The organism is Rhodospirillum centenum SW, from assembly GCF_000016185.1.
Classification (GTDB): domain Bacteria; phylum Pseudomonadota; class Alphaproteobacteria; order Azospirillales; family Azospirillaceae; genus Rhodocista; species Rhodocista centena.
Genome location: NC_011420.2, coordinates 1,667,472 through 1,691,320 on the forward strand (window position 1 = coordinate 1,667,472; position 23,849 = coordinate 1,691,320).

A 23,849-nucleotide genomic window follows, 5' to 3' on the forward strand; every position below is an offset into this window, starting at 1 on the left:
GATATATGATGACCTACCAGTATGGTCAAGTATTCCCCCGTGAGAATCTCGCCGCCGCCGCCCGTCCGGAGAATGGAATTTCGGCATTCCGCCGTGCGAGCATTGGAAAAGCACTGAACCGGGACCGGTAACAATGCCTGACGTCATCATCAACGGGCCGGCCGGCCGGCTTGAGGGTCGCTATACGCACGGCAAGACGCCGAATGCGCCGATCGCTCTGCTGCTGCATCCGCACCCGCAGCACGGCGGGACGATGAACAACCGCGTCGTCTACACGCTCTTCCATGCCTTCGCCAAACGGGGCTTCTCCGCCCTGCGCTTCAACTTCCGCGGGGTGGGCCGCAGCCAGGGCAGCTACGACCGCGGCGAAGGCGAGCTGTCGGATGCCGCGTCGGCGCTGGACTGGTTGCAGACCTACAACGCCAACGCCAGCGCCTGCTGGATCGGCGGCTTCTCCTTCGGGGCCTGGATCGGCATGCAGCTCCTGATGCGCCGGCCGGAGATCGACGGTTTCATCTCCGTCGCGCCGCCCGCCAACATGTTCGACTTCAGCTTCCTGGCCCCCTGCCCCGCCTCGGGCCTGATCATCCATGGCGAGCGGGACGAGCTGGTGCCGGAAGCCTCGGTGGCACGGCTGGTCACCAAGCTGTCGCATCAGCGCGACATCCGGATCGACTACCGCAAGGTCCCGTCGGCCAACCACTTCTTCGCCAACCAGGCAGACGAGCTGACCCGGCTGGTGGACGACTATCTGGACACGACCCTGGACCGCCGGATGCCGGCGGTCGCGGAGTAAGGCACCGCCGGATGCCGGCGGTCGCGGAACAGGTCAGCCCCGGTCCGGGGCGGGATGGAACCGGCCGCCGGACAGCGGCCGGGGAACCCCCGTCGTTCCCGGCAGGGACAGCGCGAGCCCCAGGCCCGCCCGCACGGCCAGATAGGCGAAGGCCTCCGCCTCCAGCGCGTCGCCGTTCCAGCCCACGGCCTCCACCGGCTCCACCGGCACGCCCAGCCGTGCGGCCAGCATCGCCATGAGGGTGGCGTTGTGCCGCCCGCCCCCCGTTACCAGCCAGCGCGCCGGCGGCGCCGGCAGGTGCGCCAGGGCGGCGTCCACCGCCGCGGCGGTGAAGGCGGTCAGGGTCGCCGCGCCGTCGGCGGGCGACAGCCCCTCCAGCGCCGCGAGGTCCCAGGCGTCGCGGTCCAGCGACTTCGGCGCGGGCCGGGAGAAATAGGGGGTGCCCATCAGCCGCGACAGAACCGCATCGGCCACCTGCCCGGTCGCCGCGACGGCGCCGCCGGCATCCAGCGCACGGCCGGTCCGGGCCAGCATCCAGTCGTCCAGGAGCGCGTTGCCCGGCCCGGTGTCGAAGGCCAGCACCTCCTCCTCCCCCCGCCCCAGCCAGGTGACGTTCGCCACACCGCCCAGATTGAGCACCGCCAGCGGCCGCTCCAGCCCCGCCGCCCGCGCCCGGTGGTAGAGCGGCGCCAGCGGCGCCCCCTGCCCGCCGGCCGCCACGTCCGCACCGCGGAAGTCGTTCACGACGGGGATGCCGGTCAGCGCCGCCAGCCGGGCGCCGTCGCCGATCTGCCAGGTGGTCCCCTGCTCCGGCGCGTGCAGGATCGTCTGGCCGTGGAAGCCGATCAGATCGACCTGCCCGGGCAGCAGTCCCGCCTCGTCCAGCAGGGCCTGGACCGCCGCGGCATGCAGGTCGGTCAGCTCCCGCTCCACCGCTTCCACGTCACCGCGGCCGCCCAGGGTGCCGCGCAGGCGCTCCCGGAAGCCGGGCTCGTAGGGCAGGCTCAGGAACAGGCCGGGGCGCACCCGGTCCTCCCCGTCCGTGGAGAGCAGGGCGGCATCGATGCCGTCGAGGGAGGTGCCGCTCATCAGGCCGATGGCGGTGGCGCTGGGACCGGGCATGGCTGCCTGACGCTGTGAGGGTGCGAGCGATATTGGTCGCCCTTTCCGACCTGTGCTAACACGCGGCGTCAATCCCTTCCATTCAACAAATCCAGGTAAGGCCATGAACACGCCCGTCCCGGCTTCGGTGAAGTCCGACTTCCTCCGGATCATGCTGGAGCGCGGCTATTATCATCAGGCGACGGATCTGGAGGCGCTGGACAAGGCGCTGCTGGCGGGCGGGCTGGTCGGCTACAACGGCTACGACGCCACCGCCGACAGCCTGCATGTCGGCCATCTGCTGCCGACCATGATCCAGCGCTGGCTCCAGAAGACCGGCGGCCGGCCGATCCTGCTGATGGGCGGCGGCACGACCCGGATCGGCGACCCCTCCGGCCGTGACGAGACGCGCCAGCTTCTGACCGACGAGGTCATCGCGGCCAACATCGCCGGCATCCGGACCGTGTTTGACCGGCTGTTCGACTTCGGCCCGTCCGGCGCCAGGCTGGTGAACAATGCCGAGTGGCTGGACCGGCTGGAGTACATCTCCTTCCTGCGCGACATCGGCCGGCACTTCACCATCAACCGCATGCTGACCTTCGACAGCGTGCGGCTGCGGCTGGACCGCGAGCAGCCGCTGACCTTCCTGGAGTTCAACTACATGATCCTCCAGGCCTACGACTTCGTGGAGCTGAGCCGGCGCTACGGCTGCGTCTTGCAGACCGGCGGTTCCGACCAGTGGGGCAACATCGTCAACGGCGTCGATCTGGGCCGCCGCATCGCCAACCGCGACCTGTTCGGCCTGACCTGCCCGCTGCTGACCACGGCCAGCGGCGCCAAGATGGGCAAGACGGCCGCCGGCGCCGTCTGGCTGAACCGCGAGCGGCTGTCCGACTGGGACTTCTGGCAGTACTGGCGCAACACGGAGGATGCGGACGTGGGCCGCTTCCTCAAGCTGTTCACCGAGCTGCCGCTGGACGAGATCGCCCGGCTGGAGGCGCTCCAGGGCGCCGAGATCAACGAGGCGAAGAAGATCCTGGCGACCGAGGTGACGCGGCTGGTGCGCGGCGACGAGGCCGCCGACGCCGCGGCGGAGACGGCGCGGCGCACCTTCGAGCAGGGGGCCCTGGCCGAGGGGCTGCCGACGGTCGAGCTGCCGGCGGACGAGCTGGCGGCCGGGGTCGCGGTCTATGGGCTGCTGGCGAAGGCCGGTCTCGTCGCCTCCAACGGCGAGGCGCGGCGACAGATCAAGCAGGCCGCCGTGCGCGTCAACGACCAGCCGGTGACGGACGAGTTCGCCAAGGTCGGCAGCGGCGACCTGACGGCCGACGGCGTGATCAAGCTGTCGGTCGGCAGGAAGCGCCATGCGCTGGTGAAGCCGGCCTGACCGCGAACGGCCGTCACTTCGGCGGGGTGGCCCCGGACCGGGGCGCCCCGCCGTCGCCTGCCTTCTGCGACTCCTGCTTCGACGGCTCCGTATCCTCCCCCGCCGGCTCGGGCAGGAAGAACAGGTTGCGCAGGAAGCCCGGCGCCAGAACGGCCAGCGGGTTGACCCCGATCTGCGGATCGCCCAGCTGCCCCTTGACCGAATAGGTGGCGGCGAACAGTCCCTGCCCCTCGCCGCCGACCAGCAGGCCGCCGACCAGCGGGATGGCGCCGATCAGCCGGTTGACGGTGGAGAAGGGCACGATCGTGCCCTGCAACGCGGCGACCCCGTCCTTGATGTCGATGTCTCCCTCCAGGGTCAGCCCCACGGCCGAGCCCGAGGTCCGCACCTCGCGGAAGCTGATCCCGCGCCGGTGCCAGCGGAAATCCCCGACCAGCCGGCTGAAGGAGATCGGCTGGCCGCCCAGGAAGTCGGCGAAGCCCCGCGGCGAGGCGGCGGAGAGCAGCCGGGCCAGCACCGGGGCGTCCTTCACCTCGTAGTCGCGCAGGTCGATCCGGCCGGCCACCGTCTCCCGCGCATCGCCCGGCGCGCTGTGCCCGGTCACGCTCAGGGTGCCGCCGCGGATCTGGGAGAGGATGCCCAGCTCCCGCAGGGCGGCGCCGGCATCGTCGCTGTCCATTGCCAGGACCAGCCTGTCCCCTTCCGGCGAATAGCGGACCTTCAACGAGCCGGTGTCGCTGACCCGGGCATCCAGCACGGCGCTGCGCCAGCCCGCCTCCGTCCGGCTGGCGCTGCCCTTCGCGGCGCGCAGGGCCTGCCCCTCGTCACCCATGACGATGCGGTCCAGGTCGAAGGTGATGTCCAGGGGACGGACCGGCTCCGCCCCGTCGTCGCCGGCCGCCCCCTCCTTGTCGTCCTCCCGCAGCGGTCGGGCGTCGAAGCTGCGGCCGCGCAGGTCGATGGCAAGCCCGTCCTTCGGCCGCCCCTCCAGCACCAGCCGGGCATCGGTCTCGCCCAGCCGGAAGGTGTCGAGCGCCAGCCGCGCGATGCCGTAATCCTGGGGCCGCAGGTCCAGCCGGCCGGCGGCGGCCAGCTCCGCCGTCTGCACCGTCAGGCGCGGCAGGTGGACCGGCTTGCCGCCGACGAACTCCACCCGCAGGGCGCCGCGCCCCGGCAGCCCGGCGGGCTTGCGCCAGTGCAGCGGGTCGATGCGCAGGACGGACTCCGTCAGGTCCAGGTCCGCCACGATGGATTCGGCGCCCCGGTCCGTCTTCTCATAGGTCATGTCCACGGCGGCCGGGCCGTTGAGCCATTCCGGAAAGTCGAGCCCGAGGGCGGCGCGGCCGCCATCGTCAGGCGCCGCCTTGATGCGGACGCGGGTGCCGACCGGCGCCGCCTTCGGAAAGAACTCCTGCCATTCGATGGCGGAGGGAACGCCGTTCAGCAGCGCCGTCCCGGCGAGGCGGAGGTCCTTGGGCGTGACGACGATGTCGAACCGCCCCTCGGTCCCGGTGATGTCCGGCACGATCCCGGCGACCTTGACGCCGGCCAGGGTGCCGGAGGTCTGCATGCTCACCTCCTCCCACTCCAGGTCGCCCAGCAGCGGGAAGTCGAAGCGCAGGCGCAGGTCGGCCGTGCCGCCCACGGAGCGGGGATCGAGGTTCACCTTCTGCGCATACCGGAGCGGTTCGTGGTCCAGCACCTCCAGCGCAGAGGACACCGGACCCGAGACGGCCACGTCGATGTCGATGAATTCCGGATCGCCCTCCAGGTTGTAGATCTGGAGGGTCGAGGGGCCGAGCGTCATGTCCTTCAGCCGGCCGGAGCCGAGCCGGATGTCGAAGGCCCTGCCGTCGAACACCGCCGTGCCGGAGACGCCCGTCACCGGCGGCAGCGTCTCCATGTAGCGCACGTCGAAGCCGGAAAAGGCGAACCGGCCCTGCATCCGGGTCGGTTCCAGCGCCGCCGGATCGTCGGCGGGGGCCGTGGCCTCCAGTTCGAACTCCGTGCGGTCGTAGCTGCCACGGGTCAGGTTCTCCACCATCCAGCTCCGCGCCTTCGGCTTCAGCGACGGCGGCCAGTAGCGGGCCAGATCCTCGGCGGTGAGCTTCACCAGTTCCGTCCGCAGCGTCAGGGTCAGCGCCTCGTCGCCGCGGCGGACGCTGCCGGCCGCCGTCAGCTTCGGACGGCCGAGGTCCAGCTCGAAGCGGTCCACGTCAAGCCGCCGGCCACCTTCCAGCAGGCGGCCGAGAAGCTGCACATGGTCGAAGGCGAGCGGGGCCGGAAGCTGGTCGGGCAGGATCAGGCGCCCGGCCCCGCCGGTGAGGGCGAGGCTGACATGCAGCGGCTTGAGATCGGCGGAGAAGGCGGCCGCGGCCGTGCCGGAGAAGCTGACGTCGAGCGCCTGCAAGGGCTCCAGCACCGGGGCGATCTGCGCGAAGTCGGCCGGACGCACGGCGTCGAACCGGCTCTGCATCTCCAGATGGCCGTCGGCGAAGGTATAGGCGATGGCGACCTGGAGGTGGTTCGTGCGCCCCGACAGCTCCAGGTCCAGGCCGGCATCGCCCGTGATCCCGCCCGCGTCGCGCAGCAGCGAGAGGTCCAGCCGCGGGGCGGACCAGGTGAGGTTGCGGCGCTGGTCCTCCACCTGGAGCCGCGCCTCGCTGATGCGCAGCTCGGTGATCGCCCCCAGCGGATCGAGCAGGTCGGGCGGCCGGCGCAGACTCGCCAGCAGTTCGGCCGCGATCGCCTCCCCCGCCCCCTCCTCGGCCGCCGGGTCCTCGTTCCGGATGTCCAGGGAGAAGCTTCCGTCCTCGGCCCGCAGCACCTTCAGCCAGGGCCGCACCAGCTCGAACCGGGTCAGGGCGGCACGGCCGCGGAGTGCCGCCGGCAGGGAGAACTGGAGCTTCAGCTCCGGCAGGCTGGCAACGGCGCTGCCCGAACGGCCGTAGGCGACGACATCGACGGCCTTCACCTCCAGCGGCGCGCCGAAGCCGGCCCAGCTCAGCACGGTGCTGCCGATCTCGGTACGGACGGGCGCGTTCTCGTTCAACGCCTGTTCGAGATACGGCGTCAGGGCCGCGACCTCCAGCGGCCCCTGGGTCAGGCGCCAGCCCACCAGCCCGACCCCCAGCATCAGGACCAGCAGCAGTCCGGCCGCGATCTCCAGGACGACGAGCGAAAAGTGGCGGATCATCCGGTGGAACCCGTCAGTCCGGAGGGAGGGGCGGACTTGACCTCTGCGGCGGCAGGGGCGCACCCTCCCGCGGCCCCATCGCTGGCATAGCCCGGTCCGCCGCCCATGTTCAATGCCGATTCCTTCCCCAGGCCCGCCGATCCGCAGCTTGCCGCCGTCGGCCTCGAACGCTGGTTCGAGGCGGCGGAGTCCGCCGGAGCCGAGGCGGTGGCCTTTGCACGCGGGCTGGCGGAGACGCCTGACGGGGCCGCGCTGCTGGCCGCCGTGCTGGGCAACAGCCCCTATCTGGGCCAGGCGCTGGTGCGGGAGCAGGCGTTCCTGAAGGAGCTTCTGGAGAGCGGCTGCGATGCCGCGTTCGCCGGTCTGCTGCGCGACCTGTGGGACGGCTACGCGGACGGGACGGACACCGACCGGCTGATGCGCGGGCTGCGCATCGCCAAGCGCCGGGCCGCCCTGCTGATCGGCATCGCGGACATCGCCGGGCTGTGGCCGCTGGAGCGGGTGACCGGCGCCCTGAGCGAGCTTGCGGAGACCTCCCTGCACCTCGCCTGCCGGCTGCTGCTGCGGCAGGCGGCGGCGTCGGGCCGGATGACCCTGCCCCACCCGGACGACCCGGAGCGCGGGTCCGGCCTGATCGTGCTGGCCATGGGCAAGTTCGGGGCGAAGGAGCTGAACTACTCCAGCGACATCGACCTGATCGTCCTCTACGACGACGGGGTGACGCCCGTGCCCGAAGAGGAGATGACCCGCACCTTCGTCCGGCTGGCGCGCGAACTGGTGCGGATCATGGAGGAGCGCACGGCGGACGGCTACGTCTTCCGCACCGACCTGCGGCTGCGCCCCGACCCCGGCGCGACACCGCTGGCGGTCAGCGTTTCCGCGGCGGAGAGCTATTACGGCAGCCTGGGCCAGAACTGGGAGCGGGCGGCGATGATCAAGGCGCGGCCCGTGGCGGGCGACGCCGAGGCCGCCGAAGGCTTCATGCAGATCATCCGGCATTTCGTCTGGCGCCGCAGCCTGGACTTCGCCGCCATCCAGGACATCCACTCGATCAAGCGCCAGATCGGCAGCCACAAGGGCCACCGCCAGAAGACGGTCAACGGCCACAACATCAAGATCGGCCGCGGCGGCATCCGCGAGATCGAGTTCTTCGCCCAGACCCAGCAGCTCATCTTCGGCGGGCGCGACCCGTCGCTGCGGGTGCCGGCCACGGTGGCCGCCCTGCACGCGCTGGTCGCCGCCGGCCGCGCCGGGCCGCGGGTCGCGGAGGAACTGGAGGAGGCCTACCGCTTCCTGCGCCGGGTCGAGCACCGGGTGCAGATGCTGGAGGACCAGCAGACACACGAACTGCCGAAGAGCGACGAGGGCGTGGCCCGGCTGGCGGTCTTCCTGGGCTACGACGATCCGCAGCGGTTCCGCACCGACCTGCTGGAGACGCTGGGCCGGGTGGAGGACCACTATGCCCGGCTGTTCGAGGAGGCGCCGCCGCTCTCCGGCCCCGGCAATCTGGTCTTCACCGGCACCGAGGACGATCCCGAAACGATCCAGACCCTGCGGAACCTGGGCTACCAGAACCCGTCCGCCGTGGCGGCGCAGGTGCGGGCCTGGCACCATGGACGCTACCGCGCCACCCGCAGCACCCGGGCGCGCGAGCTGCTGACCGAGTTGATCCCGACCCTGCTGGCGGCGTTCGGCACCACGCCCCATCCCGATCAGGCGTTCCTGAGCTTCGACGAGTTCCTGGCGAAGCTGCCGGCGGGGGTGCAGCTCTTCACCCTGTTCTACGCCAACCCGCGCCTGCTGGAGCTGACGGCGGAGATCATGGGCACCGCCCCGCGACTGGCGGAGCAGCTCGCCCGCCGGCCGGTGGTGCTGGACGCCGTGCTGACGCCCGGCTTCTTCGATCCCCTGCCCGGCCGGGAGGAGCTTGAGGCGTCAGCCACGGCGACGCTGGCGGAGGCGCGCGACTTCGAGGACGTGCTGACCCTGACCCGCTGCTGGACGAACGACCAGCGCTTCCGCGCCGGCGTCCACATCCTGCGCAACATCAGCGATGCCGACCGCTGCGGCCCGTTCCTGACCGCCGTGGCGGAGATCGGGCTGGCCCGCATCCAGGCCGCGGTGGAGGAGGATTTCGCCCGCCGCTACGGCCGCTTCCCCGGGGCGGGATTCTGTCTGGTCGCCATGGGCCGGCTGGGGTCGGGAACCCTGTCGCTGCGCTCGGACCTGGACATCATCACGGTCTACGACGTCCCGCCCGCCGGCGACGACGGCCCGCCCCTGTCGGACGGACCGAAGCCGCTCACGCCCACCGACTACTTCATCAAGCTGACGCAGCGGCTGGTCAGCGCCATCACCGCACCGACGGGCGAGGGCCAGCTCTACGACGTGGACATGCGGCTGCGGCCCAGCGGCAATTCCGGGCCGCTGGCGGTGAGCTTCGAGGCCTTCGGCCGCTACCAGCGCGAAAGCGCCTGGACCTGGGAGCACATGGCCCTGACCCGCGCCCGCGTGCTGACCGGCCCGGCGGAGCTGCGCGACCGGCTGGAGGGCACCGTCCGCGCGGTGCTGACGGCGCCGCGCGACCCCGACCGGCTGCTGGCCGACGTGGCGGGCATGCGCGCCCGCATCGACCAGCAGCACCATACGGACGACATCTGGGATGTGAAGTATGTCCGCGGCGGGATGATCGACATCCAGTTCATCGCCCAGTACCTGGCCCTGCGCCATGCCGCGGAGCGTCCCGAGGTACCGCACCCGAACACGACGGAACTGCTCGGCCGGCTGGCCGACAGCGGACACCTGGACCGGCCGACGGCGGACGCGCTGATCCGCACCATGCGGCTGTGGCGCCGGGTGCAGGGCTTCCTGCGGCTGACGACGGAGGGCCGGTTCCGCGCGGCGGAGGCACCGGCGGGCCTGCGCGCGGCGCTGGCGCGGGCGATCCTGAACGACCGGGGCGGCGATCCGACGGCGGCCGGGTCGGAGAGTGCGGAATCCACCGGGCAGGCGGCCGTTGACTTCGCGGCGGTCGAAACCAACCTCAGACGCGCCGCCGCGGAGGTCTACGGACACTTCCGGCGCATCGTCGAAGATCCCGCCGCCGCCCTCACCCCGGCGGCCGCCCGCAACGAGGAGACAAGCCCGCCATGACCGTGGCCGAGAAGACTGTCGATGTCGGTTCCCCCGCCCCCGACTTCACCCTGCCGACGGACGGGGGCGGCTCGGTGACGCTCTCGCAGCTCCGCGGCCGGACCGTCGTCGTCTACTTCTACCCGAAGGACGACACGTCGGGCTGCACCAAGGAGGCCTGCGGCTTCGGGGAGGCGATGCCCGACTTCGGCAAGGTGGACGCCGTCATCATCGGCATCTCCAAGGATTCCGTCGCCAGCCATGACAGGTTCAAGGCCAAGTACAGCCTGCCCTTCATCCTGGCGTCCGACGAGGGCTCGGACGTGACCGAGCGCTACGGCGCCTGGGTCCAGAAGAGCATGTACGGCCGCACCTACATGGGCATCGACCGCTCCACCTTCCTGATCGACAAGGAAGGCGTGGTCCGCGCCGTCTGGCGCAAGGTCAAGGTGCCCGGCCATGTCGAGGCCGTGCTGGCCGCGGCCAAGGGGCTCTGACCCGGCCCTTTCAGGAAGAAGCCTGTCAGGAGGACCCCTGTCAGGAAGCGGCGTCTGCCGGGGGCGGGGTGTCGTGTGGCCGTGCCTCCGGGGGCCGGTCCGCCCGGCGCTGCCCCAGCGCCACGACACCGGCCGCCGGAGTGGCGGGGGTATCCTCCACCACACCACCCGGAGCCTTGCCCGGAGCACTGTCCGGAGTAATGCCCGGAGCACCGCCCGGGGGGGCGCCGAGCAGATCGTCCAGCGACAGGTCCTTGTCCACCGGCACCCCGCCGGCCTGGGCCTGCCGCAGCAGGGCGATGGCGTCCAGCAGCGTCTTGCGCCCGAAGAGTTGCAGGATGTCGATGGCGAGCGCCACCTTGCGGGCGGTCCCCCCGGTCCCGAGCCGTGCCACGAGGCTTGATGCCGCCGCCCCCAGACGCCCCGTCTCCGACGACGGCGGCCGGCGCAGGCCGACCAGGGTCACGGCGATATCCAGCAGCTCCGCCACATCCTCGTCCGGCATCTGCGCGATGGTGTTGACGATCCGCATCTCCCCCTTCGAGGGGCGGGCGAGGTCCGGCTTCAGCGCCTCCACCATCCGGCGCAGCACGTCCTCTCCCAGCAGGCGGAGCAGCAGCAGACCCAGATTGTAGGTCTTGATCTCCTCCTCCACCTGCTCCTGGGCAAGGGTGGCGATGTCCTTGGCGATCCCTGTCTGTTCCTCCAGGCTGACATTCTGCATGAGCTGGAAGGCATGCAGCGGCAGCAGCGAGCGCGCATGTTCGAAGCGCACGTCGCGCATGATCTCCATCACCAGGGTGGAGCGGGACGTCGCCAGCAGCCGGTCGCAGGCACGGTCGGCCGCGGACAGCACCGCCTGGAGCAGGGCCGCCGGGCCGACCGCCACATCCGTCTCCCCCAGCCGGACGGTGAACAGCGCGCTGCGGAAGAAGGCCATGCTGCCCAGCGCCGCCACCAGCACCTGGGACAGCGCCTGCGGCAGGGCACCGTCCGCGAACAGGTCGTTCAGCCGGATCAGGCCGAAGGCCGCCGCCGCGGCGGTGCCGTTGACGACGATGTAGAGCCATCCCGGCTTCGTGCGCAGCGGGGCCAGCGGGTTGTCGCGGTAACGGGAGATCAGTTCGGTCAGGCCGACGAAGCTGCCCAGCCCGGCGGAGACGAGATAGAGTGCGGCCGTCGTCCCCTGCGGGTGCAGAACCGACAGGGCCAGCGCACCGGCATAGAGGACGCCGACCTGGATCAGCGTGGTCGCGGTCATCGGGCGGTCCCCCGCGCCGGGCGCGGAAGCTGCCGACCCTGCACTGCTCTGCCCGTCGGCCGGCATGCCTCCCTCCCCGGCAGGGCCGGAGCCGCGGACATGGCGGCGGCAGAGCCGGTCAGTCCTCGAAGGCCTCGGCGTAACCCTTGGATGTCAGCCCGACCAGATATTGCCCGTTGGACTGGCGCAGGTCGATGGCTTTCTTCGCGCGGAGGTCGTTGACGGTCTTCACCACGACCTCGGGATCCAGGTCCACCCGCCCGGGCAGGTCCACCACCGGCACGAACCCGTCCGTCAGCGCGCCCAGCACCCTGCGCGTCACCGGGTCCTTGCCGGGAGCCGGGGCGCTTTTCTGCATCGCGTCGATCACGAGGGAAAGCCCGCTGAGCGGGCTGCCGGAACCGGGACTGTTCGCCATGCACCATCTCCATCCGCTCTGAGCGGGGATGATACCCCAAGCCGGGAGCGGGCTCCACCGGCATCGGTGGGACACGGCCCGCCTTGCGCCCTCAGGTGGTGATCGCCCGGACCGGGGCCAAGAGGGCTCAGCCGGCGCGGCGCAGGATCTCCGCCGCCAAATCCTCGATCTCCTCCACGCCCTTGGCGCGGCGGTCCGTCTCCATCAGGGTCAGCCCCTCCAGGATGGCGCCGGCGAAGCCGATGCGGTTGCCGATCGCGGCGTCGGCCACCGGCACGCCCAGCTCCTGCGCCCGCGCCGCCACCGCATCGACCAGCTTCCCGCGCGACGGCACCCGGTTCAGCACCAGCAGGGCCGGCCGCTTCTCCGCCCGCGCGACCTCCAGCGTCGGCCGCGTGGCCCAGAGATCCATGGGGCTGGGCTGCACCGGCACGACCACCAGCCCGGCGGCGCGGATGGCGATGCGCGCCTCCGTCTCCGCGTGCGGCGGGCTGTCGATCACGACCATGTCGTGCTCGCGCGCCAGCCGCTCCACCTCCTTCTGCACCCGCCAGCCGGAGACCTGCACATGCGTCAGGGCGGGACCGCTTCCGTTCAGGGCGGCGGCGCGGAGCCGCGCCCATTCGCTGAGGCTGCCCTGCGGGTCGATGTCCACCGTCGCCACCCGCCGGCCGGCAAGGCTCCAGGCGACGGCGAGGTGGATCGCCAGCGTCGTCTTTCCGGCGCCGCCCTTCTGCTGTGCGATGGTGACGACCCGCCCCGCCATGCCCCTCTCCCGCGCTCCGCGCGCCCAGCCTGCCGCGCCCTGCCTGCCGCTGGGGGGCGAGTGTGCGCCGGCCCGGCTGCAACGGCAAGTGTGCGGCGCACAAGAGCCCGCACACCGACCCGATGGCCCGCACCCGTTGGACAGTCCCCGCCCCGGGCGCTAGAACACCGGGGCCGGCCTTCCTGCCCGCTTCCCCGAGGACCAGCCCGTGAGCACCCCCCGCCCGCCCGAGATGTTGCAGCCCACCGCGGCGGCCCAGGCCCGGGCCGCGCAGGCGCTGGCCGAGGGCGGGCTGGTCGCCTTCCCGACGGAGACGGTTTATGGACTGGGGGCGGATGCCGGCAACGACCGCGCCGTCGCCTCCATCTTCGAGGCGAAGGGCCGGCCGCACTTCAATCCGCTGATCGTGCATGTCCCCGACGACGGCGCCGCCGGACGGCTGGTGACGGTGGACGAGCGGGCGCGCCACGCCATGGAGATGTGGTGGCCCGGCCCCCTGACCCTGGTGCTGCCGCGCCGGCCGGATGCGCCCCTGTCGCTGCTGGTCAGCGCCGGGCTGGACACGGTGGCGGTGCGCTGCCCCGGCCATCCGGTGGCGCGCGCCCTGCTGGCCGCGGCCGGGCGGCCGGTGGCGGCGCCGAGCGCCAACCGTTCCGGCCATGTCAGCCCGACGACGCCGCTGCATGTGGCGGAGGAGTTCCCCGACGGCGCCGGCGGAAAGCTGCGCCTGATCCTCGCCGGCGGCCGCTGCCCCATCGGGCTGGAATCCACGGTGCTGGACCTGACGGGGGAGCGGCCGCTGCTGCTGCGCCCCGGCTCGGTGACGCGGGAGGAACTGGAGGCCGTGCTGGGTCCGGTGGACCGGGCCACGGCGGCGGACGGGGTGAAGGCGCCCGGCATGCTGACCAGCCACTACGCCCCCGCCCTGCCCGTCCGCCTGGAGGCGGCGGCGCCGGAGCCGGACGAGGCGTTCCTCGCCTTCGGTCCCGACCAGTTCATCCGCGGCGGGCGGGAGCGGCTGAACCTCTCCCCCACCGGCGACCTGCACGAGGCCGCCGCCAACCTGTTCGCCATGCTGCGGGCGCTGGACAAGCCCGGCGCCCGCGGCATCGCCGTGATGCCGGTCCCGGAGACGGGGCTGGGTGCCGCGATCAACGACCGGCTGCGCCGGGCCGCCGCCCCGCGCTGAGCGTTCCTTCCCGTCCCGCGACCGCAGGGCCCGCCGCCATGACCGACACCGCCTCCGCCCTCGCCCGACTGACTGACCGGCTGGGGCCGGCGGCCGTGCTGACCGGGGCGGAGGCGATGGCGCCCTATGCCTTCGACTGGCGCGGCATCGAGGAGAGCCATCCGCTCGCCGTGCTGCGCCCGGCCGCGACGGAGCAGGTGGCGACCTGCGTCGCGCTCTGCGCCGACGCCGGTCTGGCCGTGATTCCGCAGGGCGGCAACACGGGGCTGGTGGGGGGCACCGTCGCCCGCCGCGAGCGGCCGGCCGTGCTGCTGAATCTGGGCCGCATGGACCGCATCCGCGACGTGGACGCGCTGGACTTCACCCTGGTGGCGGAGGCCGGCTGCACACTGGCAGCGGTGCAGACGGCGGCGGAAGCGGCGGACCGGCTGTTCCCCCTGAGCCTGGGCTCGGAGGGAACCTGCACCCTGGGCGGGGTGCTGTCCACCAATGCCGGCGGCATCCTGACCGTCCGCTACGGCAACGCCCGCGACCTGGTGCTGGGGCTGGAGGTAGTGCTGCCCGACGGCCGCGTCTGGAACGGCCTGCGCCGGCTGCGCAAGGACAACACCGGCTACGACCTGAAGCACCTGTTCCTGGGAGCGGAGGGGACGCTGGGCATCGTCACGGCGGCGAGCGTGAAGCTGTTCCCCCGTCCGCGGCAGGTGGAGACGGCCTTCGCCGCCGTGCCGGACCCGGACGCCGCCATCGACCTGCTGGCGCGGCTGCGCGCCGCCGCGGGCGAGGCGGTGACGGCGTTCGAGCTGATGCCGCGCTTCGCCATCGACGGCGCCGCCGCCTTTCTGGACCGGCGCTTCGACCCGCTGGCCGCCCCGGCACCCTGGTACGTGCTGCTGGAACTGGGCGGCGGCATGCCCGGCCGCGCCCTGCGCGAAGCCGCGGAGGAGGCGCTGGCCGAGGCCGCGGTGGCCGGCACGGTGCTGGACGCGACCTTCGCCGAGACGGGGGAGCGGCGGCGCCAGCTCTGGGCCATCCGCGAGGGGCTGCCGGAGATCGGCCGGAAGCTGGGTGGCGTCGTCCACCACGACGTCTCCGTCCCGGTCAGCCGCATTCCCGCCCTGATCGCCCGCGGCACGGCGGCGCTGGAGGCCCTGATCCCCGGCGTCCGCCCCTACCCGTTCGGCCATGCCGGAGACGGCAACATCCATTTCAACGTGGGCCGTCCGGAGACGATGCCCGGCAAGGATTTCCTGGCCCGTGCCACCGAGGTGACGGCGCTGGTCCACGGCATCGTGCGGGAGCTGGGCGGATCGTTCAGCGCCGAGCACGGCATCGGCGGCCGCAAGGCGGCGGAGCTGGCCGCCACCAAGGACCCGGTGGAACTGGACCTGATGCGCCGGATCAAGCGGACGCTGGACCCGGACGACCTGCTGAACCCGGGCAAGGTGCTGCCACCCTGACCGGGACCGGCAGCGCCGTCAGGCCGGCACGGCGCCGGCCAGCACGTTGGGCGTCCGCCGGTTCTCCTCGTCCTCGTTTCCGTCACCGTTGCGGCCGGCACCGCCTCGCGTGCCCTTCTCTCCGTCCGTCGTCGGCGGCAGCAGGGCGCTGAGCTGCATCACCGTGAAGGTCGAGATCGGTTCCCGGGCCGAGCCGGTGGAGCGGGAGGACAGCCAGGGCTGGGAGGTCGTGTCCTCCGCCAGGCGGGTGCCGAACACGCTGTCGGAGGCCACCTGCGTGCCGCCGCCGAAGCGCCGGTCGAAACGGTCGTAGATCTGCTGCAGCGAGCGCGCCTGACCGTTCTCGTCGTAGAAGACGCTGCGGTTCGCCCGCGCCGCCTCCGGCAGCAGCTTCGCCGCCGGCTGGGACGGGTCCTTCTCCATCGCGGACAGGAATTTGCCGGCACCGCCGGCCCCCAGGAAATGGGCGAGATAGAGGTCGGTGTTGTCCACCGGCCGGTCGAGGTCCGCCTCCAGCGAGCGGCGGTTGTCGTTCGCCAGTTCGCCCGCCAGCAGGGCGGAGACCTTCGGGTCCTTGCGCAGATCCAGGATCTCCTGCTTCAGCGCGGGATCGGCGACGTAGGGATCGCCCGAGGCGTCGCGCCGGACGGCGCTGGCATAGCGGCCCAGCCCGTGCTTGGCGCCGTGCTGCTCCACCATGTCGAGCCAGGTCCTGTCGACGAACTGGTAGAGGCCGGTGGCGCTGCTGGTCCTGGCCTTCACGTCGGTCCGGTAGCCGCTCTCCACGGCAGCTTTTTCCATGAGGTAGGAAAAATCGACCCCTGTCCGGGCGCTGGCCTGCTGCACGGCCGCCAGGACCCGGACCGACGCGCCGGACTGCGCCGGGCGGCTGCCGGACTGGAGTTCCCCAGGGCGGGCGATGGAAAGGGTGCTGGTCACGGTCTGCCTCTCTGGCATCGGTCTGCCGAAAGGGGAAGCAACCGGCGTGCCAACCGCCATCGGCCCCGCTGCCCGCGCCCCCTTGCCCGGCGGCGGGCTTCCGGCCATGTTAGCCGGCGACAGGGCGGGCCGGTCCCGCCCGACGAGAATGTGCCGTGTACCGGCCGGTCACCGCCGGGCCCCTTGCAGTCGGCCCGGCCATCCTTGGGAGGACGCCTGCAACCATGATCCCGTACAACGCACCGATCCAGGACATCCGCTTCACCCTGAACCATGTGGTGGACCTGCCCGCCGTTGCCGCCCTGCCGGGCTACGAGGCGGCCTCGCCCGACCTGGTGGACGCGGTGCTGGAGGAGGCCGGGAAGCTGGCCCGCGACGTGCTGGCGCCGATCAACTGGCAGGGCGACCAGGAAGGGGCCGTGCTGGACAACGGCGTCGTCCGCACCCCGACCGGGTTCAAGGAGGCGTACAGGGCCTATGCCGAGGGCGGCTGGAACAGCGTGCCCTTCGATCCGGAGCATGGCGGCCAGGGCCTGCCCTGGACGCTGGCCATGCCGATCCAGGAGATGTGGAACGCCGCCAACATGAGCTTCGCCCTCTGCCCCATGCTGAACCAGGGGGCGGTGGAGCTGCTGACCGAACACGGCAGCGAGGAGCAGAAACGGCTCTATCTGGAGAAGATGATCTCCGGCGAGTGGACCGGCACCATGAACCTGACCGAGCCGCAGGCCGGGTCGGACGTGGGCGCCGTGCGCAGCCGGGCCGTGCCGGCCGGTGACGGGACCTACCGCATCACCGGGCAGAAGATCTTCATCACCTACGGCGAGCACGATTTCACGTCGAACATCATCCACATGGTGCTGGCGCGCACGCCGGACGCGCCGCCGGGCGTGAAGGGCATCAGCCTGTTCATCGTGCCGAAGTTCCTGGTGAACCCCGACGGATCGCCGGGCGCGCGCAACGACCTGCGCTGCGCCGGGCTGGAGCACAAGCTGGGCATCCACGCCTCCCCCACCGCGGTGATGGCGTTCGGTGACAACGGCGGCGCCACGGGCTTCCTGATCGGGGAGGAGAACCGCGGCATCGAGTACATGTTCACGATGATGAACAACGCCCGCCTGGGCGTGGGCGTGCAGGGCGTCGGCATCGCCGAGCGCGCCTACCAGCAGGCCCGCGACTACGCGAAAACGCGCGTGCAGTCGCGCGCGCTGACCGGCCGCGATCCGGGCCCGGTCGCCATCATCAACCACCCCGACGTGCGCCGCATGCTGCTGACCGCCAAGTCGCAGATCGAGGCGGCACGGGCGCTCTCCTACCTCACCGCGTCGGCCTTCGACCGGGCCAAGCGCCACCCCGACGCCGAGGAACGGCGCCGGGCCAAGGCGCTGAACGACCTGCTGACCCCGATCACCAAGGCGTGGTGCACCGACCTGGGCGTGGAATCCGCCTCGCTGGGCGTGCAGGTCCATGGCGGCATGGGCTTCATCGAAGAGACGGGCGCCGCGCAGCACCTGCGCGATGCCCGCATCGCCCCGATCTACGAGGGCACGAACGGCATCCAGGCGAACGATCTGGTCTTCCGCAAGGTGGCGCGCGACGGCGGCGAGACCGCCCTGCGCCTGCTGGCGGAGATCAGGGACACGGCCGCCGCCGCCAAGGACCGGCCGGGCGACGACATGGCGGTGATCGGCGGCAATCTGGCGGACGCCGCGGCCGCGCTGGAGCAGGCGACCTCCTGGGTGGTGGAGACGGCGAAGAGCGATCCCGCCGCGGTGGCCGCGGGGGCCGTGCCCTATCTGAGGATGTCCGGCATCGTCATCGGCGGCTGGCTGTCGGCCAAGGCGGCGATCGCGGCGCAGGCCCTGATGGCGGCGCCGGGCGAGGACCGGCGTTTCCTGGACGGCAAGCTGATCACCACCCGTTTCTATGCCGACCAGATCCTGCCGCAGGTCCACGGCCTGCTGAAGCCGATCGTCGAGGGCCACCGGGCCGTCATGGCGCTGGACGCCGAGCAGTTCTGAGACCGGAACACCGGGTCCCGCCGATGCGCGGGACCCGGAGCCCCGCCGCGACACGGAGCCCTGCACCGGACCGCGCCGGGGTTGCGTTTACCAATGCTTGAGGCATCATCGGCGGCCCCGCCTGGGGTCAACGCCTGTGACCGGACGCACGTCCGCCCTCCTTCTCCTCTTCTGCCTGCTGCTGCCCGGACCCGTCCGGGCCTCACCGCCCCCGCCCGAGCCGACGGGACGGCCGGACGCCGTGCTGCCGACGGACGCCAGCGGCTGGCTGGCGCTTGAGACGGGGCGCGAGGGGGCGACCGTGAGCGCGGGGATACGCCCCCTGCCCGGGCTGCTTCTCGGTCTGCGGCAGTCGCCCGACGGGGAGGCCGGAACCGACATCACCTGGCAAGTCCTGCCGGCCGGACACACGACGCCCTCGCTCCTGGCCGGGGTCCGCGGGCTGGGTGGCGACGACACGGACCGCGCCGGTTTCCTGGCGACGGGACACGGGATCGGTCCGCTGGACCTGACCCTCGGCGCCGCCTGGACGGACAGCGCCGTCCGGCCCTACGGCACCCTGCGCTGGGCTCCGGCGACGGGCGACCTCGCCCTGTCGGCCGAGGCGGGGCGGGTCGGTCGGCTGCGGCGGCCCCGCCTCGCGGCGCAGTGGCAGGCGCTGCCCTGGCTGACGCTGGGCGCCGGCATGGAAGCCGGAAGCGGCCCGTTCCTGACCCTGCGCCTCACGGCCACGGATGCGACCCTGCCCCGCCCGCCGGCCCGGGCGGCACGCCTCGCGGTCACGGCCCCTGGCCGGGCCGTGATGGATGTCCCGGAGGAGGCGGAGACGGCCGCGGTGGCGGGCCATGCGGCACGGATCGCGGGCGCCGATGCGACCGGCCGGGTGCGCGTGGACCTGACCGCCGGCGGCCTGCCCGGTGCCCGGCTGGATCTGCCGGCCGCCGACCTGGAGCGGGCGCTCCAGGGCCGCGGCAGCGTGGACGAGATCGCCCGGCGGGCGCGGCTGGGCGCGGCGGAAGGACCGCCGCCCCGCCCGCCGCTCCTGCGCCCCCGCCTGGACCTGCTGCTGGAGCAGGGACCGTTGCCGACGGATCAGGGCTGGGGCCGGCGCCTGAGCGCTGACATGGGTGCGCTGCTGCGCCCGCTGCCGGGACTGCGGCTGGAGGGGAGCGCACGCCTGACCCTGACGGCATCGCACGGCGACATGCCGGAGGACGGCAACGCCCCGGACCGGGGCCGTGCCGATGCGGCGGCCTTCGCCGCGCGGCGTCTGTCACCGTCACGGCTGATGGCGTCCTGGGCGCTCGCTCCCGCCCCCGGCTGGTCCGTGCTGGCGGAAGCGGGCCTGCTGGAGGAGATGTATGGCGGGGCCGGTGGCGAGGTGATGCTGCGCCCGCCGCTGGCCCGCTGGCGGCTGGGCGCGGAGCTGCACCAGGTCTGGAAGCGCGAGCCGGAGGCCCTGCGCTTCCTGCCCCGGGGCGGTGTCACCACCGGCTTCGTCACCACTGGCTACGACCTGCCGGGCACCAATGCGGAGGTTGCCCTCCGGGCCGGCCGGTATCTGGACGGCGGCTGGGGGGCTGCGCTGGCACTGGAGCGGCGGCTCGGCAGCGGGGCAAGCCTGTCCGGAGAGGTCGGACTTGCCGGCGGCGTCACCGTCGCGCTGGGCCTGACGCTGCCGCTGGGTGCCGTGGCCGAGCCCGTCGAAGGGCGGGCGGCCCTGAGCCTGCACCCGCTGGCCCGCAGGGCGGGGCAGCGGCTGGACCGCCGCGGCGGGCTGGCCGCCCTGACCGATCCGGCCGGCGCAGGCCGGCTGACGCGCGGCTGGCGGCACCTGCTGGACGGGGTGTCCTGAGAGCCGGACCCGGCCGTCAGCGGCGGGCGACGATGGTCCCGCTGGCCGGGTCCAGCACCACGGTCACCTCCTGCCCGTCGCCGTCCACCGCCTCGGCGACGTAGCTCTCCCCCTCCCGGCGGAACGCGCGCACGTCGGAGAAGCCGAGCTGGCTGAAGCGGTTCAGCAACGTGGTCTGCATCACGGAGAGGCGGCGCTGGGCCGGTCCAAGGCGAGCGTCGTCCACCTCGTCGATCTCGACCAGCACCTCCGTGCCGCCAGTGGCGGGAGCCTCCGCCGCGTCCATCCCGCTCCCGGCCCCGCTCCCAGCGGCGGGATCGCCCGGGTCAGGCGCCCTGCCCTGCTGCCCCGGCTGCTGGACCGAAGGTTCCTGGGCCGGCCAGCCCCCCGGACCGCCGGAAGCACCCGTATCCTGCTCCTGCGCCAGCGCCGGCGCGCTTCCCAGCAGCAGGGCCGCCGCCAGTGCGGTCATGGTGCTCGTCCTCATGGATCGTCCCTCGTCCGTTACGGCTGATGCCGGCACAAACACGGGGGGCGGGCGCCGCGTTCCCGCACCTCTCCCCACCCTCTCCCCTTGCGGACGAAGGACATAGGACCATTTGGGGAGACGTATCACCCTGACCCGCACGCTAGGGTCCGGGGTACAGCGGACCGGGGGTGGGGACGGCCGCAGGAGACGAGCATGAGCGAGACGACGACCCTTGAACTCCGGGAACTGGCCAGCAGGATCGCCACGTCCTACACGAAGGCGAATCCGACCCCCGTCCAGGCTCTGCCGGAGGTTATCCAGCTTGCCTATCAGGGACTGCTGAGCTGCACACGCCCACCCGCCCCGCCGCCGCAGGCCCCGGCCCGCAAGCGGCGTGGCCGGCGTAGCCGCGACACCTGATCCCCCGCGACCTGGCCCGGGTGCCTGAGCCGGTTCTGCCGCACTCCATCCGGTTGCCTGGCCCCCTCCTTTCCGGCCCGCAAGCCCCGCTCCTGTGCCCGGGGCTTGCGGCCGCACCCGACCGGACGGTCCCGTGCCGCCCGGAAAGGGGAACTTTTGTCCTCGCGCCCTCGTTATCCGCTCGAACAAGGCCCGACACCCCGAAGGGATCGGCGGGCCTGCGCGAGATTCGGAGGACGCGATGCTCTATTGGGCCCTGATCTTCTTTGTCGTCGCCCTGGTTGCGGGCGTACTCGGATTCGGCGGTATTTCCTCGGCATCGGCCGGAATCGCCCAGATTCTGTTCTTCATCTTCCTGGTGATCTTCGTCGTGTCCCTGATCATGGGACTGGTCAGGCGCCGCTGACGACGCTGCCGTCCCGGCAGGCCCGTGGGCGGAACAGCCTTCCAGGCGAGGTAGCCTCCACTGCAAGGGCGGCTCCGGTCCGGAGCCGCCCTCTCTTTGTCCGGTCGCCGCGTCTTGTCCGGTCACCGCCGCCCGGGGACCGTCAGTTCCCGAACACGGCCATGCCGGTACCGAGCCGGTGCAGCACCAGCATGCCCAGAAGCGCCGTCCCGACCGACGCCGCCAGGGCCGCCGACCACAGGCCGATCCGGCGGGTCGCACCGGCATGGACCGGGGCGGCGGGCGCCAGTGGGGTCCGGTGGCGGGCATCGCGCACCCGGACAAGGAGCATTTCCGGAATCGGTTCGTCCAGCACGGGATCGTAGAGCGCGTGCAGCCCGTCGATCTGGGCGCGGTAGGCCACCGCCCGGGTCGCCATGTCCGGCAGCGAGGCCAGCCGGAGACCCAGCCGTGCCGCCGCCGACGGGGACAGCGCGCCATCAATCCAGGCGTTGAGGTCATCCTGGAGGCTGTCGGCACCGCCGGCGCCCCCCGCCACGATCTTCAGCCCGGGACCACGGCAGTCTTCCGGCGCGTCAGGCCGTCTCGCGTTCATGCACCGGCTCGTAGGCGGCGTCCGCACCGCCATCCATCAGGATGCGCAGAGCCCGCCGGCCCCGCGAGAGGCGTGACTTCACCGTCCCGATGGAGACCTGGAGGATGTCCGCCGCCTCGGCGTAGCTGATGCCTTCCAGCCCGATCAGCAGCACCACCTCGCGCTGTTCGGTCGGCAGCCGGTCCAGCGCCCGCCGCAGGTCGCGCAGTTCCAGCCGCACGACCTGGGAGCCATGGCTGCCGCCGAGACCCGCCTGGACCTCGCTGTCGATGTCCACGAAGGTCTGCTGCCGGCGGATGCCGTTGATGTGCAGGTTGCGCAGGATGGTGAACAGCCAGGCGCGGAGGTTCGTGCCCGGCTGCCAGAGATGCAGGCGGCTCAAGGCCCGCTCCAGGCATTCCTGCACCAGATCGTCCGCCAGCGCCGCGTCGCGCACCATGGCGCGGGCGAAGCGGCGCAGGCGCGGGATTTCCTGTTCTATCTGGGCGATGACCTCGGCATCGGAGCTGCTGCTGCGAGGCGGGACCGCATCCGTCCGTGCGACGGCCGCTGCCGCCGCCGTGCCTTCGGCCGGGTGAGTCCGGTCCGTCCGGACCGGCAGGTCACCTTCCATCACGGTTCTCCCTGGCCATCACGGTTCTCCCTGGATCGCTCGTGGGTCGCTCTGTCTGTCCCCGGGACATACGGGGCACTGGAAGTATGGACAGCGCTGACAATGATTGCGCGGTCTAAAAAGGTCCGCACCCCGTCAAATCGGGGGGGCTTGAATAGCCAGATGTTCCCGGAAGCGTCTCCGGTCAATATTCGTAAAAAGTGTTATGGCATCGGGCCTAGTTCCGGGTATCGGCCGGACTGCCATCCCTGCTATGACCTCCGGGCCCCCGGAACCTTCGGTCTACCGACACATTCGATCCATACCCCCTGGATTTAACGGGGCTTCGGATAGACTCTTCGGTTATGGCGTCTGGCCCACTTGGTCATGTGGGGGCCGCATGCTAAGCCGACCCCGGGGCTGACCAGAAGAGAACGGGGACCATGCGACGCTTGCGCCGTTATTTGTCTCTCGCCGCGATTACTTTTGTCACAGCGTCTCCGGCCGCCGCGGGGGGATCGCCCGACGCGCAGTACGGGCTGGCGAAACGCTACGAGCGGGCCGACGGGGTGGAGAAGGACACCGCCGCCGCCCTGGACCTCTATTGCGCGGCAGCGCGGCAGGGGCATGCCGACGCCGCCTTCGCCGTGGGCTGGATGTACCTGACCGGGACCGAGGTCGCGGCCGACCGCGCCGTCGCCGCCGCGTGGTTCCGCAAGGCTGCGGCCGCCGGCCATGCCAGTGCCCGGCGGATGGCGGACCGCATGGGCGATGTGCGCCGCGCCCCGGCCGTCTGCCACGGCGCGGAGCTGGCACGGGCGGAGCATCGGGCACCGGCGCACCTGGTCCGTCTGATCGACCGCATGGCGCCGCGCTACGGGCTGGACCCGGCGCTGGTGTTCGCTGTCGTCGCCATCGAATCCGGCTTCCGCACGGATGCCGTCTCGCCGCGCGACGCCATGGGGTTGATGCAGCTCACCCGCGATACCGCCGACCGCTTCGGCGTCGGCGACCCCATGGACCCGGCGGAGAACCTGAAGGGCGGCATGCGCTACCTGCGCTGGCTGCTTGGGCATTTTGACGGCGACGTGACGCTGGCCCTGGCCGCCTACAACGCCGGCGAAGGGGCCGTGCTGCGCCACAAGGGTATCCCGCCCTACAAGGAGACCCGGGCCTATGTCGAGAAGATCCGGCGCTACTACCGGGAGGACCGCCACCCGGTGGCACCGCTGGACGGCCCGGCGGGAGGCACCCCGCACCGACAGCGGCCGGCCGGCATCCTGGTGGTGGATTCCGGTGCCCCGGCCGTGACGACGGACCGGCAGGTCGCACAGAAGGCCGACTGACGC

20 protein-coding genes are annotated in these 23,849 nt (G+C 72.2%); 11 read left to right on the forward strand and 9 right to left on the reverse strand.

Annotated features, from left to right (window positions below; all coding sequences use genetic code 11):
* The first annotated feature begins 133 nt into the window (after positions 1-133).
* A complete protein-coding gene (locus tag RC1_RS07755) occupies positions 134-796 on the forward strand; it encodes an alpha/beta hydrolase (protein WP_012566807.1) in 663 nt (220 codons plus the stop codon).
* Between the two features lie 33 nt (positions 797-829).
* Here RC1_RS07755 and RC1_RS07760 read toward each other — a convergent pair whose 3' ends face one another.
* Entirely contained in the window at positions 830-1,918 is a 1,089-nt protein-coding gene (locus RC1_RS07760; RefSeq protein ID WP_012566808.1) for an anhydro-N-acetylmuramic acid kinase, read from the reverse strand.
* A gap of 103 nt (positions 1,919-2,021) precedes the next feature.
* Here RC1_RS07760 and tyrS point away from each other — a divergent pair, with 103 nt between their 5' ends.
* Positions 2,022-3,284 carry a tyrosine--tRNA ligase gene (gene tyrS, locus RC1_RS07765; protein ID WP_012566809.1) on the forward strand — a complete coding sequence of 421 codons (1,263 nt, stop codon included), beginning with the start codon at positions 2,022-2,024 and terminating at the stop codon, positions 3,282-3,284.
* Between the two features lie 13 nt (positions 3,285-3,297).
* Here tyrS and RC1_RS07770 read toward each other — a convergent pair whose 3' ends face one another.
* Positions 3,298-6,480 carry a YhdP family protein gene (locus RC1_RS07770; RefSeq protein ID WP_012566810.1) on the reverse strand — a complete coding sequence of 1,061 codons (3,183 nt, stop codon included), beginning with the start codon at positions 6,478-6,480 and terminating at the stop codon, positions 3,298-3,300.
* A gap of 105 nt (positions 6,481-6,585) precedes the next feature.
* Between RC1_RS07770 and RC1_RS07775 the strand changes: the two genes are divergently transcribed.
* Together RC1_RS07775 and RC1_RS07780 are read left to right on the forward strand one after the other, a co-directional pair.
* Entirely contained in the window at positions 6,586-9,633 is a 3,048-nt protein-coding gene (locus RC1_RS07775) for a bifunctional [glutamine synthetase] adenylyltransferase/[glutamine synthetase]-adenylyl-L-tyrosine phosphorylase (RefSeq protein ID WP_012566811.1), read from the forward strand.
* Positions 9,630-10,109, forward strand: a complete 480-nt coding sequence (locus RC1_RS07780) for a peroxiredoxin (RefSeq protein ID WP_012566812.1) — start codon at positions 9,630-9,632, stop codon at positions 10,107-10,109. Before RC1_RS07775 ends, RC1_RS07780 begins: the two co-directional genes overlap by 4 nt.
* Before the next feature lie 40 nt (positions 10,110-10,149).
* Here the strand turns inward: RC1_RS07780 and RC1_RS20020 are convergent, their stop codons facing one another.
* The 3 genes from RC1_RS20020 to parA all read right to left on the reverse strand — a co-directional run bounded on the left by RC1_RS20020 (position 10,150) and on the right by parA (position 12,554).
* The gene (locus RC1_RS20020; protein WP_012566813.1) at positions 10,150-11,370 is read right to left on the reverse strand and encodes a hypothetical protein; all 1,221 of its coding nucleotides are present in this window, start codon (positions 11,368-11,370) and stop codon (positions 10,150-10,152) included.
* A gap of 118 nt (positions 11,371-11,488) precedes the next feature.
* Positions 11,489-11,788, reverse strand: a complete 300-nt coding sequence (locus RC1_RS07790) for a hypothetical protein (RefSeq protein WP_012566814.1) — start codon at positions 11,786-11,788, stop codon at positions 11,489-11,491.
* Positions 11,789-11,915: 127 nt separating this feature from the next.
* Positions 11,916-12,554: a ParA family partition ATPase gene (gene parA / locus RC1_RS07795; protein ID WP_012566815.1), complete on the reverse strand. Its 639-nt coding sequence runs from the start codon at positions 12,552-12,554 to the stop codon at positions 11,916-11,918.
* Positions 12,555-12,762: 208 nt separating this feature from the next.
* On the opposite strand from parA, the gene RC1_RS07800 reads away from it, so the two are divergent.
* Positions 12,763-13,743 carry an L-threonylcarbamoyladenylate synthase gene (locus RC1_RS07800; protein ID WP_012566816.1) on the forward strand — a complete coding sequence of 327 codons (981 nt, stop codon included), beginning with the start codon at positions 12,763-12,765 and terminating at the stop codon, positions 13,741-13,743.
* Positions 13,744-13,781: 38 nt separating this feature from the next.
* Complete coding sequence (locus RC1_RS07805; protein WP_012566817.1) at positions 13,782-15,203, forward strand: FAD-binding oxidoreductase; 1,422 nt, start codon at positions 13,782-13,784, stop codon at positions 15,201-15,203.
* Positions 15,204-15,221: 18 nt separating this feature from the next.
* Here the strand turns inward: RC1_RS07805 and RC1_RS07810 are convergent, their stop codons facing one another.
* Positions 15,222-16,142 carry a hypothetical protein gene (locus tag RC1_RS07810; protein ID WP_012566818.1) on the reverse strand — a complete coding sequence of 307 codons (921 nt, stop codon included), beginning with the start codon at positions 16,140-16,142 and terminating at the stop codon, positions 15,222-15,224.
* A gap of 224 nt (positions 16,143-16,366) precedes the next feature.
* Between RC1_RS07810 and RC1_RS07815 the strand changes: the two genes are divergently transcribed.
* Positions 16,367-18,163, forward strand: coding sequence for an acyl-CoA dehydrogenase (locus RC1_RS07815; protein ID WP_012566819.1), 1,797 nt, complete (start codon positions 16,367-16,369; stop codon positions 18,161-18,163).
* Positions 18,164-18,299: 136 nt separating this feature from the next.
* Positions 18,300-20,018, forward strand: a complete 1,719-nt coding sequence (locus RC1_RS07820) for a YjbH domain-containing protein (protein ID WP_012566820.1) — start codon at positions 18,300-18,302, stop codon at positions 20,016-20,018.
* A gap of 16 nt (positions 20,019-20,034) precedes the next feature.
* Here RC1_RS07820 and RC1_RS07825 read toward each other — a convergent pair whose 3' ends face one another.
* On the reverse strand, positions 20,035-20,490 hold the full coding sequence (locus tag RC1_RS07825) for a PepSY domain-containing protein (RefSeq protein ID WP_012566821.1): 456 nt from the start codon (positions 20,488-20,490) through the stop codon (positions 20,035-20,037).
* Positions 20,491-20,700: 210 nt separating this feature from the next.
* Between RC1_RS07825 and RC1_RS07830 the strand changes: the two genes are divergently transcribed.
* Together RC1_RS07830 and RC1_RS20720 are read left to right on the forward strand one after the other, a co-directional pair.
* Positions 20,701-20,907, forward strand: a complete 207-nt coding sequence (locus tag RC1_RS07830) for a hypothetical protein (RefSeq protein ID WP_012566822.1) — start codon at positions 20,701-20,703, stop codon at positions 20,905-20,907.
* Positions 20,908-21,148: 241 nt separating this feature from the next.
* Positions 21,149-21,313, forward strand: a complete 165-nt coding sequence (locus RC1_RS20720) for a DUF1328 domain-containing protein (RefSeq protein WP_012566823.1) — start codon at positions 21,149-21,151, stop codon at positions 21,311-21,313.
* Between the two features lie 142 nt (positions 21,314-21,455).
* Here the strand turns inward: RC1_RS20720 and RC1_RS21100 are convergent, their stop codons facing one another.
* On the reverse strand, positions 21,456-21,908 hold the full coding sequence (locus tag RC1_RS21100; protein WP_148213413.1) for an anti-sigma factor family protein: 453 nt from the start codon (positions 21,906-21,908) through the stop codon (positions 21,456-21,458).
* Positions 21,889-22,521 (reverse strand): sigma-70 family RNA polymerase sigma factor, encoded by a 633-nt coding sequence (locus tag RC1_RS07845; protein WP_012566825.1) that lies wholly within the window; start codon positions 22,519-22,521, stop codon positions 21,889-21,891. Before RC1_RS07845 ends, RC1_RS21100 begins: the two co-directional genes overlap by 20 nt.
* A gap of 422 nt (positions 22,522-22,943) precedes the next feature.
* On the opposite strand from RC1_RS07845, the gene RC1_RS07850 reads away from it, so the two are divergent.
* Positions 22,944-23,846, forward strand: coding sequence for a lytic transglycosylase domain-containing protein (locus RC1_RS07850; RefSeq protein ID WP_012566826.1), 903 nt, complete (start codon positions 22,944-22,946; stop codon positions 23,844-23,846).
* Positions 23,847-23,849 lie beyond the last annotated feature (3 nt).